Genomic DNA, 18,150 nt, shown 5'->3' with positions numbered 1-18,150 from the left:
GCAATGGCTTTGGTTCTGAGATCTCAGCCTGTAGAGAGAAGGCATGGATAACTCTTATCGTGATAAGAGTTATCCTCAGAGCAAGACTTTCAGACTCTCAACCTCGTAGTCATGACTATGAAGTTCAGCCAGGGCAGAGGATAACCATAGTCATGACTATGGTTATCCTCAGAACGCTTCTTATCCCTGGTCGTTCATCACGTATTTCGAGACTGTGTGAGCCGTGCCCAGCGCTTCTAGGATCGGGGTAGAGATATCGTTCTCTTCTAAAGTGTTATCGAAATGCCCAAACATTCCTTCATTCAGCGCTTCAAGAACAGCTGTGAGGCCATAACTGTGGACCAGGGCCATGAGGAAGGAGCGGAGTTGAGCTTGGGACTGGGATTGATCAGAGTTGACTGGAATGTTGATGCTAGGAGCTTCAGGACTGGGATTCACAGGTGTAGCGGGTGTCATGATGGGTGTTCGTGATCGTAAGTGAAGAGAATGATCGAGAGAGGAGTAGCGGGAGAGAGAGGGAGTCGGTAGATGCAGGGGAATCACCGATCGCCTTACAATGCTGAGACGGGTGGCACTCGACCGGCTGCAGCGTCCAGATAGTAATCCTCATAGGGGTTTATCTGCTTCAGAAGCTCAAATGCGTTGATCACCGCATCGCCATCAAACCGCTCGGATAGAGCAAGCAACGCTCTGAATGCTTGATACGCAATTACATCATCAATGTAGGCGTCCCGGTGGGCATTGAGGGCTTCATCCGCCGTGGGGAAGTAGGTGGAGTAAACCACGGATTGGGTAGCGCCATCAGGACCAGGCTCAGGGGTAGGGGTAAGCGGGGTGAAGTGGGCTCGATACCCTAGCGCGGGATCATGTTCGATGTGAAATCGGTGAGGCAGATCGCTGAGGGTGCTCTGAAGGTACTTATGATGGTGCAGCGCTTCAGGGGCCAGGTCCAGCAGAGCCGCATCTTTGCATTGCTCCAGTGTGCCGGTTGCTTTTACAGGACGGGAGAAGGGACGGTATTCCCAGCGATCGGCAGTGATATTGAATGCGATCGCACCCAGATTGAGATCGTTGAGATAGATAACGTATTGGGTGTCGTGGGTTTGACGGAATTCTAGGGGTTGTGAGGGGCTTTGAGAATTTTGAGTTACAGTTTTCATTAGGTCAAATCCTTGGATTGAAAGGGTTTGGTTTAGAGGGCTGATGCGGGGTGAGAGCTGCATCAGCCTTCGTTGCTTATATTGCTATCATGCCTAAATTGATTTGCTATGTCAAGTTTAATTTGCTATTTATGCATTTAATTTGCTAAAACTAGCTTGTAATTATTGAAAGCAAAGGAAGGTTGTATGCTGGCCTTGATAGACATGCACAGCAAAATGAAGATCACGTTTAGCCAGTGGTTGAAAATCGCCCGTGAAAACGCAGGGCTTTCCCAAAAGCAGCTAGCCGATGAATTAGGAGTTAAGGTTCAAACTATCGGCAACTGGGAGGGAGGGCGTGCCAATCCGAAGCTTGATTTAGATCAAACTTCTAAGTTTTGCAGTCTTCTAAAAGTCACATTAGATGTTGCTGCTAAAGCGTTTAGGGGAGAGATTGAAACTAATGATTAATCCAACTGAAATCCAAATTGATCCATTGCCATCAATCACCTTGGCCCACCCTGGCTTGCCCGGCCCTTAAAGCAATCTCGCCCATCCCTATGACTCACCACCGATCACCGATCTAACCGGCATCGAGCAAATCCAGCTACCCCCGTTCAGCAAATCTAGCTGCCCCCGTCCAGCACCTCATAAGTTGAAGCTGCCCCTGCCAGTAGCCCCACCCCCCTTTGATTAAAAAGGGCTACCCTTCACACAGATAGGGTGGGCGGGGTTTCGTCGATGTAGTTCTGACACTTTCATCCGTGTGTAGTCCCGGTTCTTTCAGCCGTGTGTAGTTCTGACACTTTCAGCCGTGTGTAGTCCTCTATATTTTTTTCGGTATTTTCAACGGCTTTTGTGGTCGTAATACATCAGAACCAAAAGCGATCCTGCTTCCTCTCCTATCGCTAGCAACTCTGAATCCGCCAGTAACAGGAAAACCAAGAATTTCAAGGTTCCCAGCTGGATTGCCAAGTCTTTGCTCGATAAGTAGCCCAGAATCCTATCTGGAGTCGCACCAACGGGGGGTGATGGGTTAAAAATGTATTACTGCTACTGCTTGGTTTGAGTGATGAGGTGCGTGGAGTTTAGAGTATGAAAGCTTCTGAGGTGTTGCGACTGTATGAGGCAGGTAGACGGGACTTCAAAGGGGTTAGTCTCAGGGGGCAGAACTTCAAAGGGAAGGATTTGTCAGGGGCTGATTTTAGTGGGGCGGATATCCGTAGTACGAATTTTACCAATGCCAATTTGACTGGGGTGGACTTTAGTAGGGCTCAAGCTGGATTGCAGAGGCGTTGGGCAGTTGGGTTGGTTGTTGTATCGTTGTTGCTGCTATTTTTTTCAGGATTTCTCTCAGGGATTGCTGGAGCTTTTGTTTCAGTGATATTTGATTCCAGTAATCTGGACAATCAAATTACCGGGTGGATATCACTAGTGATTATTGTTGTATTCTTATTTTTACTATTCCGTAACGGCATTGTCTCCGGAGCATTAGGCTTAATCGGAGCCTTCATCATCGCCTTGGTCGTCGTTTCCATCGGAGTCGGTACCTTCCCAGTATTTGGAGTCTTGGCCGGAGCCGTAGTTGGAGTTTTAACCTTTTCTGTCGTAATTATCATAGTTGTAACCTTCACTGTAGCCTTCGCTATAGCAGAATCTGAAGCCTTGGTATTTACTGGAGCCTTAGTATTTAGCGGATTTGCAGCATTCGTTGGATTTGGGGCCGCAGTTAGCTATGGCTCCGGAGCGTTAGCCGGAATCATAGCCGGAATCATAGCTGTGGCTGTGGTGTTGGTGAGTACCTATGTGGGTTGGCGATCGCTGAAAGGAGATAAAAGAGATGCTTGGATTCGGTCGATTGCGATCTCACTTGCAGCTATTGGGGGCAATAGCTTTCGTGGAGCTATGTTGACTGATGCTGATTTTTCTCAGGCATATCTCAAAAGCACTGACTTTAGGAGAGCAATGCTATGTCGTACCCGTTGGCGCGATGCAAAGAAGCTGGACCAAATCCGCTCAGGAGAGACCTATCTAAATAATCCTCAAATTCGTGAATTGGTGATAACAGGCAATGGTCAAGGTCAATTTTATGGCTACTTGCTCAATCTCACAGGTATCGATCTGCAAGGAGCAAACCTGGTCAAAGCCGATTTCACAGGTTCAATTCTCAAAAATAGCAATTTACAAGGAGCTGACCTGACTAACGCTAGTTTGATTGGTGCTAACCTCAATTGTGCCAGTCTACAAGATGTGGATTTGTCAGGTTCCAGACTGGTACAAACCCAGCTCGACGAGGCGGACTTAACGGGCTCTACTCTGACCGGAGCCTATATCGAAGATTGGAATATCACTACTAAAACCAAGCTCGATGGTATCCGCTGCGCTTATGTGTTCATGCGTCTGCCCCCAGAGGGTGACCTAAATCGCGATCCTCACCGTAAACCTGACGATAGGAACAAGGTATTTTTGGATGGTGAATTCTCTGACTTTATCGCCCCGATGGTCCAAACCCTGGACCTATATCATAATCAGGTAGTGGACCCTCGTGCCTTCGCCATCGCATTCCAAGACCTACGAGAACAAAACCCTGACGCAGTTCTTGAGATTGTGTCGATGGAAAAACGAGGTAAGCAGCGAGATCAGCTACTAGTCAGAGCTGAAGTTAGCCAACAAAGTGACTTATCAAAGTTGCACAATCAGTATTTCGAGCGCTACGACTATTTGTTAACGTTGCCATCACAAGCTGTCCAAGCCCTACTTATTCAGAAAGAGCAAGAAGTTCAACGGTTGGCGGGCTTGGTCAGAACCGCCGTTGAACAACCTAGTAACCAAATTAATAACACTTACCAAACTCAAGGAGATACCATCGTGTCTGAACAAGGCTCTAATGTTTCAAAGTACAACTTCAGCAACGCTCAGTTTGCGGGTGGTTTTGCCGAAACCGTCAAAGGCAATCAAGTCGGTGGCACCATCAATAATCAAGCTAGCGAGACACCCTCTTTGGCCGAGGCGGCAGCTGAGATCCAGAATCTACTCAAGCAGCTAGAAGCTTCGAATCCAATAGCGACTGAAACTGAGCAGACAGCCTTTCTCAACATCATGATTCCACCAACTAAACGTGAGCGGTTTATTGGGGCGTTGAAATCTGCTGGTGGTGCGGCGATTGAGGAAATTCCCTATGGACCAGTGCTAAAGGCGTTGGTTGAGGGATGGCAGAGGCCAGAGGGGTAAGAGGGTTTTTGAACGAAGGGGAAAGGTTTCAGATGTATTGGCTGAGTTACTGAGATGAGGGTTGTGATGTGGCTAATGCCGAACACGTAGAGCGATTTAACCGAGGAGTAAAAAGTTGGAATCAATGGAGAAGAGAGCACTCCCGTATTGCGCCAGACCTCTCGGGTACCGATCTGCGCGCAGCTGATATTTCTAGAGTTAACTTCTCTAATACTGATCTGAGTAAAGCTATTGTTTCTAAAGTCAATCTGAGCCGTGCCAATCTAAAGGGAGCTGACCTATGTGGTACAGATTTGAGTGAAACTAACCTGAAAGAGGCGGATTTACGAGAAGCCTACCTGCGAGAAACTATTTTGAGAGGAGCATGTTTGAGAAGCGCTTATTTGCGGGAATCTAAGCTGCTTGGGGCCAATATTGCTGAGGCGGATATTTCTAGAGCCGATTTATATGGAGCCAGCTTGTATAGAGTCAACCTTTTTGGGGCTAGCCTTTATAAGGCTAATTTATATGGGGCCAAAGTCTTTGATACTGACTTGTCAAAGGCAATATTTACAGGAGCCTGTATAGAAGACTGGAATATCAATAGTTCTACAAGTTTTGATGGAGCGATCTGCGAATATGTCTATCTTAAAGCCAATCAGCAAGAACGTCGCCCGAGAGAAGGTATTTTTAAGCCAGGTGAGTTTACCGCACTATTCCAACAAGCTGTAGACACAGTTGATCTCATCTTCACCGATGGCATCGACTGGCAAGCCTTCTTCCAATCGTTTCAAGACCTGCGCAGTCAATACACTGACGAGAATCTATCTATCCAAGGTATTGAGAAAAAACAGGGAGAGGCATTTGTTATTCGTTTAGCGATGTCTCCAGAGTCTGACAAGGCTGAAATTGAGAGTCGTGCAAAAGAACTCTATGCATTTCAAATAAAAGTCTTTGAAGCCCAATACGAAGAGCGTTTACGATTGCAAGGACAACATCTTGAAGACGCACGACAAACCATCGAAATAGAACGCCGAGACAAAGCATCACTCATGGCTGTAATGTCCACTATGGCTAGCACTCAACTGGGGCCAAAATACGACATGCGTGGTGCCCAGTTCGCCGGAGGTTTCGTCGAAACTGTCCAAGGTTCTCAGTCCGGCGGCACCATCAACCACCACCACTACCACCACGCCCCCAACACTGAAGACATCACCCGCCTACTCACTGCCCTCCGCGACCAGGCTCAAACTTTCCCCACCGAGCAGAAAGACGAAGTTCTCGATATCCTTGAAGCGCTGCAAGATGACCTCGCAAAGCCTAAGCTCGATCAACCCCGCATCGGTCGGCGGCTGAAAAAGCTGGTTACCCTGGATGCTACCACCTCTGGCGACCTCACCACTTTCACCGCCAATGTCATCGAGCTAACCGAAGCTTTGGGCATCCCCATCGAGCAAGTACAGCTGCAAGTCTCTGGCAACTCATAAAGGAACGAAATACCATTTCGTCAATTAGACTCAATGCTGAAGTTAATCTGTACTACTCAGCATAGTTGTCGTTAGCCCTATGGCCTCTGGACTCAGAGTTGAGGTAAAGATTACTTGCCTGCTCAACCCCAGAGCCAATTGATTAAGCCATACTATTGGCCAGTAGTCTTATGGGTTCTCATAGGCTGACAAAAGAATGTCTAATCAAGCCCTTGCGATGCCTCGTGATCTCACAGGGGCTTTTATATGCCTTAAAGGCTTAAAAATCATAAAGACGCCTTGCTAAATCTAGGTTAGGCAGGTGATAACAAGGGTAGATATTCTTTCATGCTCCCTTCCCTGTCTATGTCAGATCCGGTCACACTCACAGTCGGCGCAATTGCCGCTTTAGCTTTTACTAAATTTCTGGAATCCAGTGCCGGTGAGGCTGCCAAAAAGCTGACTCCCACTGTCCTTGACAAAACTGAGAGTCTAAGGCAAAAAATCTGGACAAAGCTGCGGGGAATCCCTGCAGTGGATGAGTTGAATGCCGCTGTCGAGAAAAATGGCCAGGTGAATGAGTCACAAGTCAAACTGTTGACGCCCCACCTGGAAGCAGCCATGAAAGCAGATGACAGTTTTTCTCAGGATATCCGGCAGTTGGCTAGCGAGATTAGCCAGGATATCAACATTGGCGAGATTTTGGGTGAGAACGTCCAGAATATCTATGGTGGATCTGCCATTATGATTAACAATCCGAAGGCTCCGACTGTTGCTGGCAACAATAGTCACTGTACCTTCAATATCATCACCAATAATTGACCAGAGTCGTCGGGCGCAGACCCGACAAAGCCCAACCTGCACTATGGCAATCCCTACCCAACAACGCTGAATCCTGGTGCGCCATTTCAGTCACCACCGTTACCTCGACACTATGTAGAACGACCTGAGGCGCTAGAAGCAGTTAAAAACCTCTTGCTGAATGAGAGTACTCCTGGCACGTTGGTGATCAGTGCTATCTATGGCATGGGGGGCATTGGTAAGTCAGTTCTGGCTGCAGCCTTGGTACGAGAACCAGAGGTTCAAGAACGTTTCCCTGATGGTGTTTTGTGGGTCACCCTGGGTCAACAGCCTGACCTGTTACCAATGGTGCATGAGTGGATTCAACTATTAGGAGACTACGAATATAAGCCTACAAACTTACAAGCAGCGTCATTGCACTTGCGGACGTTACTAGCAGATAAGAAAGCCCTGCTAGCCATTGACGATGTGTGGCATCCAGAACATATGGAACCCTTTCGAATTGGAGGGGCAGGTTGCTGTGTTCTGGTAACAACTAGGCAAACCCAGATGATTGGGGCAATTCGATATGACCTAGATTTGATGACGCCACAACAATCTTTAGAACTGCTGACCAAGTATTTGCCTAATGCTCTCTCGACAACCGAGCAAGCCCAGGCTCGGGCATTTGCTAAAGAAGTGGGTTTTCTGCCCTTAGCACTAGAGTTAGCAGCTGCCCAGATTGAGGATGAAGTTACTTGGGACAAACTTTTAGAGACATTTCGAGAAGAAATGGATGCTTTAGACCTCGATAGCGATATGGATACTATTAGCGATGAAGCAACTCGTAAACAGCGTAGTCTGGTTGCATCGCTTAAACTCACACTTAAACTGTTATCACCCAAGCAGTTAGAACAATTTGCTTGGTTCGGAATTCTGCCAGAAGATGTTGTGTTGACACAGAAGATGGGAGAAAATCTATGGGGTGTGAAAGCATCTGAGTCGGGTCAGCTTCTACGAGAGTTTAGGAAACGGTCGTTGCTTTTACCCCAAACGCAAAACCTTGACGAGAACGATGCAACTTATCGTATCCATGACTTGGTTCATGACCTAGCCAAAAATCTGCTGACCCGTGATCGGTACTTAGGTGATTTAAAGGGTTTGGGGCTCACGATGCAAGAGGCTCATTCCCAATTTCTTGAGCGCTATCATTTTCAGACTCAAGATGGGCTTTGGCATACAATTCCCTATGACGGTTACATTCATAATCATTTAGGATGGCACTTTGAGCAATCTGGGCAGCCAGAATTACTCCATCAGTTGCTAAAAGAATCGACATCAGAAGGTCGAAATGGTTGGTATGAGACCTGTGCGCAGTTGGGTCCAAAGGTCAACTTTGTCACCGATACTACTCGGGCTTGGCAGTGTGCTGAGGCGCTCTATGAGCAAAATTCAACTGAGTCAATAGTTTTACAGTGTCGTTACACTCTGATTGCGACCTCTCTAAATAGTTTGGCTCAAAATATTCCATCTCAGTTGATTGCGGTTTTTGTCAAACAGAAGATTTGGAAACCAGCCCAAGGACTAGTTTATGTCGAGCAATGTCAGAGTTCATCTCAACGAGCTGACGGCCTTACACAACTAGCTCCCTATTTGCCTGAAGTATTAATGAGCAAGGCATTAGATGTGGCGCGCTCGATCCCGGATGAATCTTGTCGAGCCAGGGCTCTGAGTGAGTTAGCTAAACATCTGCCAGGGCCCCTGATCAGCGAGGTGTTATCAATGGCGCGCTTGATGCAGAATAAGTTTTCCCAAGCCTTCGTATTCAGCAGATTAGCCTCGCATTTACCCGAAGCTCAGCTGAAAGAAGCACTAGAAATAGTTCGATCAATACAAGATGAGTCCTCCCAGGTTGGTTTTCTATTTCGATTAGCCCCGTATTTACCCAAAGCTCAGCTGAGCGAGGCATTGAATGCACTCTCGTTGCAATCTGAGTCCCATCGGGTTATTGCTCTAATAGCATTAGCTCAGCTTTTATCTAATGACATTTTGAGTGAGGTTTATTTAAGGGAGGCTTTGGAAATAGTATATGTAATGCAGAATGAGTCTTCCTGGGTATCTCAAACCTTTTGGTCGGGTCCCGAAGCTTTGCTGAGTGGATACTTAGGATTACATGCCCTGGCTGGTCGTCTAGATATTAGATTTTCCTCCAAAGCTGATGCTCTGCGTGAGTTAGCTCCGTATTTATCTGAAGCTCAGCTGAACGACGTATTAAAAATGGTTGGCCGGATGCAAAATGAGGCCTCGCAGGTGGATGCCTTGTTTGGATTAGCCCCGCATTTATCTACAGCTCAGCTGAGCAAGGCATTAGAAATAGTTCGCTTGATGCAAGATGAGGCCTCGCAGGGAAATGCCTTGTTTGTACTAGCCCTGCGTTTATCCGAAGCTCAGCTGAACGATGCATTAAAAATGGTTGGCCGGATGCGAGATGAGGCCTCGCAGGTAAATGCTTTATATCGACTAGCCCCGTACTTATCCAAGAAAGATCTCATGAGCAGGGCCTTGGACATAGTACGCTCTATGCACAACGAGTCCTCTCAGGGCAGCTCTTTACGTTGGCTAGCCCCGTACTTATCCGAGAAAGATCTCATGAGCAGAGCCTTGGACATAATACGCTCTATGCCTAGCAAAATTATTCAATCTCACACCCTAGATAAGCTAGCCCGATATTTACCTGAGGATTTGAGTAGTAAGGACTTGGGGATGTTATGTTCCATGCAGCATGAATATGGCTATGGACAAGTCCAAGTTCTAATTGGGCTAATCCCACACTTATCTGATGGTTTGAGTGAAGCATTGGAAGCGGTGTCCTTACTACAGGATGAGTCTTTCCAGGTTTCTGCTCTAAGTAGATTGGCTCAATATTTGTCTCAGGAGTCGATGAGCAAGGCCTTAGGGATAGTCCGCTCGATGCGAAGCGAGGCGGCTCAGTCTGATGCCCTATGTGGATTAGCTCAGTATCTCTCAAAGACTGGGTCGATGAGCAAGGCCTTAGGGATAGTCCGCTCGATGCGAAGCGAGGCGGCTCAGTCTGATGCCCTATGTGGATTAGCTCAGTATCTGAGTACAGTTGAGCTGAATAAGGTACTGGAAATGGTACGCTCAATGCAACAGAGTAAGGATTCTTCATCACAGGCTAAGGCCCTTGTGGGGTTGGCCCCATATCTATCATCAGAAGAACTATTGAGAAAGGCATTGGATGTAGTGTGCTCGATTCAGAGTAAATCTGCTCAATCCAATGTCCTTTTGAAGGGATCCCAGTATCTGCTGTCATCAAAGGAACTGCTAAGAAAAGCCTCGAATATGGTGCGCTCGATCCAGGATGAGTTTTCTCAGACGAATACTTTGCGTGAACTAGCTCCATATCTCTCGGCAGGACTGCGAAGTAAGGCATTGGCGACACTATACTTAACCCCACAGAAGGTTTCCCGGAAAGACACCCAAAATAAGTTAGGTTGGTATCTGCCTAAGAGCCTATCAAGCAAGATACTGGAGGCCGCGTTTTCAATACAGGATGAGTCTTTCCGGATCAAAATCTTGATTAACTTGGCCCCGTATCTACACGAGGATAATCTAAGGCAGGGTTTTGAAATAGTTTGCTCAATGCAGCATTATACTCAGTACTCCCCACGCACTATAGCTCTGTGTGAATTAGCTCCATATCTGTCGGAGGAACTGCTAAGGAAAGCCTTGGCGATGCTGGACCAGGATAAGTTCTCCCAGGTGGATGCCCTATATGGGTTAGCCCCATATCTATCGAAAGAATTATTAGGTGAGGCTTTGAAAATAGCGTATTTAATTCATGATGAGTCTTCTCGGATTGATGCTCTATGTGGGTTATTACCTACGCTCAAAATAATTGAGAAAGATTTTGTCGTTTTGAAAGAAGTCTTACACACATTGGCTTGCCGAGATCGCAAAGCCTTCCTGGCCGATATCCCAAAACTCGCTCCAGCTATTATTTCCCTATCTGGCGGAGACACAAAAGCTTTAGAGTTAGTCGTTGATGAAATACGAGATGTTTGCCGTCAATGGCCATGAGACAGGTTTCTGAATTGGAAGGACCTCATTCTTCGTGTCATTTTGTTGGAGCAAGGGCAGGATACGGTTGGGACATCGCCTCGTCATCTTCTTGAGTGCGATCGCAGTTGTTCTCCTTGAAGGTTGGTCCTACTCTCCACAGCCCCAACAACACCCCGACCCCATAGCCCTAACAACACCCCGGTCCCCCTCACTCCACATCTCTCCCGTTCCCTCATGGCTTCCCAGCCCACCCCCTCTGTTCAAACATGACTAGGTGCCTGTAGAGACGGCGGGGTAAGTTTTCGTCGATGAATCACAGCTGGATGAACCACAGGGGAATACCCCAGGGGATGCTTCCAACTTCATTATCACGATAATGAAGTTAGAGACACATCTCTAATCACCCGCCCCAGACCATCGCCATCACCCTACCCTCCTGGCTCACCTCACTCACCCTCACCCCCTATGCCCACCCTCTAGTTCAAATAAAGGGGCCTTCTCATCTCAGAATGTCAAATTTTTTCTTGCTGGGTAAAATGGCTGAAAATACTCCTTTTTTGAAGCACGGTCACCCCATGGCTCTCGGGTAAGGGCCATCACATCCATCCCCTACACGCACTCCATCCATAAGAACAAAACACCGATATTAAACCGATACTAATGGGCTGGAATCCCTCTTATCTCAGTGCGATCGCACCCTCTTTTGCCTGCCAGCTATGATAGCTCCTTGAGCCATAGAATAGAGTCTATTGTTAATGAGATCGTGATTTGGTATTGAAGATTTTCAATGGATTAGCGCCCTTCACCCCCTCCTTTCCTCCACCCCTCCTTCCACCCTCATCCCCTACCCCACAAGTCCCCATCTCCCCCAAAAGTCTTATGCGAATCAACCACAAACGAGAATTAGCCGAGAGACTCTCCGAGTCAGACCATAGAGCACAACGGGCTCAGCTCGTCTTTGATCATCGTCGTGCAGGCGGCCAGATCACCCGAGAGTTTGCCCAGGAGTTAGCCGAGCAAGGCTTTGCCACCAAAGAAGGTAACCCCTTATCAGTGTCCGTTTTGCATGATGATTACCAGGCGTTTGTTAAAAACCTGACCGTCTTCCATCGAGAGACCTACCAAGATCAGCAAACGCTTCAGCTGGTTAGGCTTGAGGGCAATCTTGAGATTCTGAATGAAATAGTTCAGGAGCTGAGAGATGATGCCGAAGCGGATACGGCCAATATCCGACCGGTGAAAACGGTGCTTGTGCTTAGGGAGCTTCGCCAAACCATCGAATCGATCTCCAAGCTTACGGGTGCTAATGCTCCAGTGGAGGTTGTGGTGACCCAACGGTTGGAGAGTGAGGTGGAGATGATTCTGGGGATCTTGCGTCAGGGCCTGACCGATGAAGAGTTTCAGAAAGTGGCCGGGTGCTTGGCTAAGGGAATGGGACTGGTGCAGGAGAAGGCTCGGGGTAAGGAATTGGTTGGAGTGGAGGGAGTGGTGGAAGAGGTGGATGTGGTTGGGATGGGTGAGTGAGGGTGAGGATTGAGTAGGGCTCAGCAGGGATTGAGTGGAGTGGTTGAAGAGGTGGGGATGGGTTGAAGAGGTGGCTGGGTGAGGGTTGAAGAAGTGAGTAGGGTGAGGGGTGAAGAGGTGGTGGGGTAGGTGAGATTGGTGGGTGTGATAGGTGAGATTGGTAAGGAAGTGGCGGGTGAGAACTCTGCGATCGCAGAGAATATTGAGACGGACTGATTTAGATGTGAAGTTCGCTATCAGCGGTTGCCATGAGGGGAATGGTTGCCATGAGGGGAATGGTTGCCATGAGGGGAAGTTTTCTCTGACTCAGCTATAGAACTAGAGCGTTTAAGCACAGGCTCTCAAGGCTACTCCCAGGTTTTCTGCCGTTGCTCGTTGACAAAGTTTTCTGCTTCTTCAATGTTCTCAAACTCATCTGGATATCTTTGATGCAAGATATCTGCTAACTTGTCACAGTCTCGGTCTTTACCACCTTTAATTTGAATGCTGTCAGGAAGTGGAGAATTACAGATAAAAGGTGGGCGGTCACCCTCTAGTTGCTCTTGCGTGAGCCCCTGGGTGGTGCTCAAATCTGTGGCAAGAAAAATGGCAGAGCGGAGGTCGGTATTGCTCAAGTCAGTATCGCTGAGTTTGGCGGAAATGAGGGTAGCATCGCGAAGACTTCCACTTTTGAGATAAACCTTGTGAAGGTTAGCCTTGAAGAGGCTAGTTCCCTGAAGATTACCTTTGAAAAGGTTAGCGCCTTGCAGGTTGACCTCCTGAAGGTTGGCTCTTTGAAGGTTAGCGCCTTGCAGGTTGGCTCTTTGAAGGTTAGCGCCTTGCAGGTTGACCTCCTGAAGGTTGGCTCTTTGAAGGTTAACTCGGTGAAGAAACTTAGTTCCTTGCAGATTAGCGCCTTTTAGGTTGGCTTCTTGGAGATTGCTCACTCGTCGGAGTTTGGGCCATAGACTTGTGATGCCATTTTTTAGATTAATCCCTTGGAAATCACCCCCGATGATGGTCTCTTTAAGATTGGCTTCTTGGAGATCAGCGTCTTGCAGGTTGGCTCCTAGGAAAATAAGCCTCTGAAGGTCAGCCTTTTTGAGGTCAGCCTTTTGAAAATCAACACCTTGGATAGTGGATCTTTGAAGGTATGCATCTGGGAAACTAGGTATTAGCGTGCTCAGGATTTCGAATCCTGCCAAAAATCGTAAACCTTCGTTGACATAGATAAGGGTGATATTGCTGAGGTTAGCCTCTTGAAAATTAGCTCCCTTAAGGGTAGTCATAAAGATTTCAGCCCCCTCAAGATTAGCTGCCTTGAGCTTAGCCCTCTCAAAGTTAGCCTTCACAAGCCTAACTCCTTGAAGGTTAGCCCTCTCTAGATCAGCCCACCGAAGGTTGGCTCGAAAAAGTTTAGCCTCTTGCAGGTTGGCTTCTTTGAGGTTGGCTCCTTGGAGATCGGCTCCTTGACAGTTAGCTCCTTGAAGGTTCGCTTTTTGCAGGTTGCTCACTTGGCGGACTTTGGGCCATATGTCTTTGAAGCCCTCTTTAAGGCTAAGACCTTGAAAATCTACTCCGATAATGGCCTTTTTAAGATCGGCTTCTTGGAGATTAGCCTCTTGGAGATTAGCTCCTAAAAATGTAACCCATTGGAGGTTTGCCCTTTGGAAGTTTGCTTTTTGGAGGTTAATCCCTTGTAGCGTGGATTTTTGAAGATATGCATCTGATAGATTGAGCCTTAGTTTGCTCAGAATTTCTGATTCTGCTAGAAAACGTAAGACGCTGCTTTTGCGTTCAACATCATCTTCGAATTGTCTCAGGATCGATAATGTCCTAGCCCTTATAACATTTAGAGATGTATCTAGCAGGTTTTGCTGTTTCGATGTCCTGCGATTATTCGCAGCAACTCCTAAATGGCTATTCTCTATCTGAATTAGATGCGTATTTGGCTTCTCCTTAATCGCAATTTCTATGAGCTCCTTATCTAAAAGAAGTGCTGATACTTTGTCGAAGTAGGCCTGCAAAACTTCTTCTCTAGCTTGATCGTCAGCCTGCCTTTGTTGTACCGTTTGCACCCAGGCACCAAGGATAACCAAAATTATAGGAACTATTAACACACCCACAACATCCCATAGAGATATGCCTGGGTCAATAATGGTAATCGTTTCTATTGAGTCATCTTCAGTCCTATCATCCTTTTTCTCAACAGTAACGACTGCTATTTCGTCATCTATAATTCCCCATTTTCCAGCTAGTAATCGAGTGTTATAAATCCATTGCGTTACAACATATCCCCAAACGAGAAAAGTAATTAAGTAGAGCGGCCATTTTTTGAACTCATTATTAAGTTGCAGTCTAAATAATCTGAACCACATATGTTCATCAATGAGATTTACACCTACTAACTAGGATAAATACTGAAACTTTTTATTTACAAATAATTCACCTCACAAAAAACAATCAGAAATACATGTCGGGCCTTAGATCGGGACCAAACCAATATCCCAAAAAAGGCATTAACTCGTACTAGTGAAGCGTCAAATCTAAGAATTGGAAACAAGACTTTCTAAAGTTCTATAGTTTCTAAAGTTTTTGAAGTATAAAGTCTTTAGAGAGTATGCATCTCAAAATTTAGTCTTGGCAAACTACTAGCCACTTAGCAAAGGGTAAGAGAAGACAGAGGCTATTAAGAAACTCTGAACTGGGAACAGACGACTCGAAAGCCAAAAGTTTCATCCCGTTCATAGGGGTGCGTTCCATAACGTGATGCGGAGCGACAACACTCAGGGGCGTTTATTTGCGAGCCGCCGCGAAGGACTTGCTCCCTTAAGTCGTCTCTTAACCAGGCACTGCCATCTACAGGTGCATTTTCATAGTTATTGTGCCAGCTGTCTAAACACCATTCCCAGACATTTCCATGCATGTCATAAAGACCAAAGCCATTAGCAGGATAACTGCCAACAGGCGTTTTTTTACTGCTAGCGTAATTAACCTGCGCCTGGGTGATACTATCTCCAAAATAGAATGAGGTAGTTGTGCCAGCTCGACAGGCATATTCCCATTCAGCTTCACTGGGTAACCGATACTTATGACCAGTATGCTTTTCAAGACGCATGCAATACTCAATTGCGTCATAGCAGTTTACTTGTCCAACCGGGAGGTCATCCCCCTTAATGTAAGAAGGATCAAGTTCCAATTCTCTCGTAACAGAATTCATTAATGCTATTTCTCGCCATTGACGTTGAGTTACAGGATGCTTTCCTATATAGAAAGCGAAAACATGGACCTTATGCTGTGGACCTTCGCTATCCTTTCGATTAGCCTCATTTTTGGGAGAGCCCATCAAAAAGCGCCCTTCAGGGACATGAACCATATCAAGTGTGACACCACTACCTAGTTGCGCTGAAAAGGAGGTGTTAGTTATCGATTTTGACGTGGCTGAAAACGACTTCCCAATGGCGTTAGTCAATCGTTCAAAACCATTAGGCTCAAACAAATCAACCCACTGATAATTTCTGAGATTAAGGCCATACTCCTCCTGACGTAGCTCCGGAATCTGGCAATCATCGAAACGAACTGGAATCAGAAAAATTTGACCAGGGGGTCTATCAGCCATCGCATTGAGTGCCATCCGAAATTCTCGCTGAATGTAACCTCGCTTCTGTATAGACTGCTGAGATAGACAGGCAAGAAACACGTCACTAGCTTCAATGGCTTTTGGAATTTCTGCTCGCCAATTTTGGCCTGGGAGTAAGTCAACCTTGTCTAGCCACGGCTGAAATCCACGTGCCTTAAGGCATTGATACAAATGCGTAACGGCTTCCTTGTCCTCTGAGGCGTGGGCCAAAAAGATACGGATCATCAGCTAAGATTGGACTATCGGTTTCAAATTTTAGAAAGCGGCTCTAACTTGGCGGTTGGGAGTCGCTTTCTGCTTCTATAGCTTATTAAAACCGGTAGGAGTGGTGGGTGTCATGGTCAGAGCACCAGGAGCAGACTGATGTTACAAACTTTGACGACATTTCCACCCCAGCCTACAACGGTGAAGCGATACCTAGTCAAAGAATCTGCAAGATTCTGGAGCAGCACTAGTCATGCGTTTACAAACAAAGATAATTTTTGGTGAATGTAAAATTCTTGCGGAAATTTACTGATGCAATACCCTTAAAGCATTGTGTCGTATGCATTTTGAGGAATCTAAACCAAGGTAATTGTTTTAGACAGGCAGAGTAAATATACGGAGTCTCTCGGGGAAATTATAGGCCGAGTCCCGTACTCCAACGATGGTGGGCTTAAGTCGATATCAATACAGTTGAGTTACTTAAAGCCTCAAGACACTTAGCCTTGAGACTGCTTTTTTGATGTACTCAACAGGAGGAAACATGCTCATTCAGCAGTTCATCATTGGATTGCTTATTGAACTGACAAAGGCGGCCATCATGACCGCCCTTGCCTGGATAGCTCGAAACAAGAAAACCAAGTTCTAGTGAGTTCGATGAGCTTATGACCGGTGCTTAGCTGCAACTAGGTACCGGCTTTTCTGTGTCTGTATTTTAGTTAGGTGCATTTAGTTGACGCAACAGTATTTTCGGCTAGATGGGTTAAAGCTAGTGAGCGTTTAACCATCCATCAGTTAAGCACCACTTCATTGACGAATGTCTTGAGCCTATTGAGCTTGTTGGAATAGCACAATAGGCTCAAGCCGGGCAGCTATTTTTCCTCAAATGCTTTCCTATCAATTTGCGTTTCATTAATTTCCAGGGTTTTCACAATCCAGTAGATACCAAAAACCCATACAGCGGCAACTTCAACAACATAGACAACAAGACTGGTTTGCCCCAGCAAGTAGAGCAAGAGCGCGGAGGCCAAAGGCAGAATGATCATTCCCGCACCAAGGCCTTTATAGGCAAAATCATAGAGCCTACGTCGACCTGGGTCCTGAACTGCCTCTAGCGTACTTGACGCCTCAAATATGCAGACATAAGCAATCGCTATAAAGAATAAAATTGCCGAAATGCCATGCAAATAAGGTGCTGTAAATGTTTCACATTCGAGAGATTCTGGTGCAACCGTTGGCAGTAGCGCAACAAGGATAATGAAAATACCTGCAAAATTCAGCGCGATATTTTCTGAATTCGTCACTCCTTTATAGAGATATAGGAAAGCACCAATCGCACATAGACTGCCCACAAAGATATCGCCCATGGGTGTGTGATAATAAGCGCTAATCGACCCCTGTGGCTCAATCGAGACAAGCAGGCCTCCCACTAACACAACAATAGGGAAAAGAATACCGATTAAAGCTATCCCTATTCGAAGTAGGGCGTATGTTTTCTGAATATGGTCACGAAGAGTATCAAGTGGCATAAGCTCTTCTCTCAAAAATAGTTTAGATTTAGAACCTTAATGCTGATGCACTCCAGTACGCTTGCCAATATTGAGGCAAAGAGTCTTTCAAAGAGTCATAACATCGATTGTCACCGACTTAGGTACAACTATGGTGCCAATACCTACCAATATCAATACTACGAAAGATAATTCACTACAATTTCAAAAACCATTGATGCTTTCTCAGGCTCATGTTCGTACTGACTGGATATTTTGCATATCTCAGATAAGTACATCATAGTTACCTGCTGCTGTCGTCAAATCTGGGTGATTCTTGCTTGTTCTTTCCGATTTACAAGAGCAACGTCGATGGAAAAGTGCGTTCGGTAGCTCGGTGGGTTCTATTGATACACAATGTTTAATCACCAAACCCATCACAGAGGTCAAGTGACAACGGTTATCATCCCAACTAAAGCTAGGTATTGGCAGTACAAATATTCTATTCATGACACAATTCGCAACCGAATGACATCTGTAGGGCTTTAACTTTTGCTGCCACATCCACGGTGTTTCCATAGCTAGGTGTAGGGTCAAAACCTATATAGTGAAGGACTTTCAGTGATGTGTAGGACTTTCCC

Annotated in this window: 11 protein-coding genes; 6 read left to right on the top strand and 5 right to left on the bottom strand. The window is 46.3% G+C overall.

What is annotated here, in order from left to right:
* Positions 1-180: 180 nt before the first annotated feature.
* Positions 181-456: a hypothetical protein gene (locus U2F10_RS24100; RefSeq protein ID WP_499873480.1), complete on the bottom strand. Its 276-nt coding sequence runs from the start codon at positions 454-456 to the stop codon at positions 181-183.
* Between the two features lie 95 nt (positions 457-551).
* Positions 552-1,160, bottom strand: a complete 609-nt coding sequence (locus U2F10_RS24095) for a hypothetical protein (RefSeq protein ID WP_499873479.1) — start codon at positions 1,158-1,160, stop codon at positions 552-554.
* 186 nt (positions 1,161-1,346) lie between these two features.
* On the opposite strand from U2F10_RS24095, the gene U2F10_RS24090 reads away from it, so the two are divergent.
* From U2F10_RS24090 to U2F10_RS24065, 6 genes are all read left to right on the top strand, one after another.
* Complete coding sequence (locus tag U2F10_RS24090) at positions 1,347-1,610, top strand: helix-turn-helix transcriptional regulator (protein WP_499873478.1); 264 nt, start codon at positions 1,347-1,349, stop codon at positions 1,608-1,610.
* 624 nt (positions 1,611-2,234) lie between these two features.
* Positions 2,235-4,370 carry a pentapeptide repeat-containing protein gene (locus U2F10_RS24085; protein WP_499873477.1) on the top strand — a complete coding sequence of 712 codons (2,136 nt, stop codon included), beginning with the start codon at positions 2,235-2,237 and terminating at the stop codon, positions 4,368-4,370.
* A 68-nt stretch (positions 4,371-4,438) separates the two neighbouring features.
* On the top strand, positions 4,439-5,836 hold the full coding sequence (locus U2F10_RS24080; RefSeq protein ID WP_499873476.1) for a pentapeptide repeat-containing protein: 1,398 nt from the start codon (positions 4,439-4,441) through the stop codon (positions 5,834-5,836).
* Between the two features lie 345 nt (positions 5,837-6,181).
* On the top strand, positions 6,182-6,637 hold the full coding sequence (locus U2F10_RS24075) for a hypothetical protein (RefSeq protein ID WP_499873475.1): 456 nt from the start codon (positions 6,182-6,184) through the stop codon (positions 6,635-6,637).
* A gap of 36 nt (positions 6,638-6,673) precedes the next feature.
* Positions 6,674-10,696 (top strand): NB-ARC domain-containing protein, encoded by a 4,023-nt coding sequence (locus tag U2F10_RS24070; protein ID WP_499873556.1) that lies wholly within the window; start codon positions 6,674-6,676, stop codon positions 10,694-10,696.
* Between the two features lie 861 nt (positions 10,697-11,557).
* Positions 11,558-12,202 (top strand): hypothetical protein, encoded by a 645-nt coding sequence (locus U2F10_RS24065; protein WP_499873474.1) that lies wholly within the window; start codon positions 11,558-11,560, stop codon positions 12,200-12,202.
* Positions 12,203-12,549: 347 nt separating this feature from the next.
* On the opposite strand, the gene U2F10_RS24060 is transcribed toward U2F10_RS24065, so the two are convergent.
* The 3 genes from U2F10_RS24060 to U2F10_RS24050 all read right to left on the bottom strand — a co-directional run bounded on the left by U2F10_RS24060 (position 12,550) and on the right by U2F10_RS24050 (position 17,551).
* Positions 12,550-14,559 (bottom strand): pentapeptide repeat-containing protein, encoded by a 2,010-nt coding sequence (locus tag U2F10_RS24060; protein WP_499873473.1) that lies wholly within the window; start codon positions 14,557-14,559, stop codon positions 12,550-12,552.
* A gap of 311 nt (positions 14,560-14,870) precedes the next feature.
* Positions 14,871-16,046, bottom strand: coding sequence for an SUMF1/EgtB/PvdO family nonheme iron enzyme (locus U2F10_RS24055; protein WP_499873472.1), 1,176 nt, complete (start codon positions 16,044-16,046; stop codon positions 14,871-14,873).
* 848 nt (positions 16,047-16,894) lie between these two features.
* Positions 16,895-17,551: a hypothetical protein gene (locus U2F10_RS24050; protein WP_499873471.1), complete on the bottom strand. Its 657-nt coding sequence runs from the start codon at positions 17,549-17,551 to the stop codon at positions 16,895-16,897.
* Positions 17,552-18,150 lie beyond the last annotated feature (599 nt).

Source organism: Leptothoe sp. EHU-05/26/07-4, from assembly GCF_043421015.1.
Taxonomy (GTDB): domain Bacteria; phylum Cyanobacteriota; class Cyanobacteriia; order Phormidesmidales; family Phormidesmidaceae; genus Leptothoe; species Leptothoe turfae.
The sequence above is the reverse complement of the archived record's forward strand: the minus strand, read 5'-3'. Positions and strand labels throughout refer to the sequence as shown.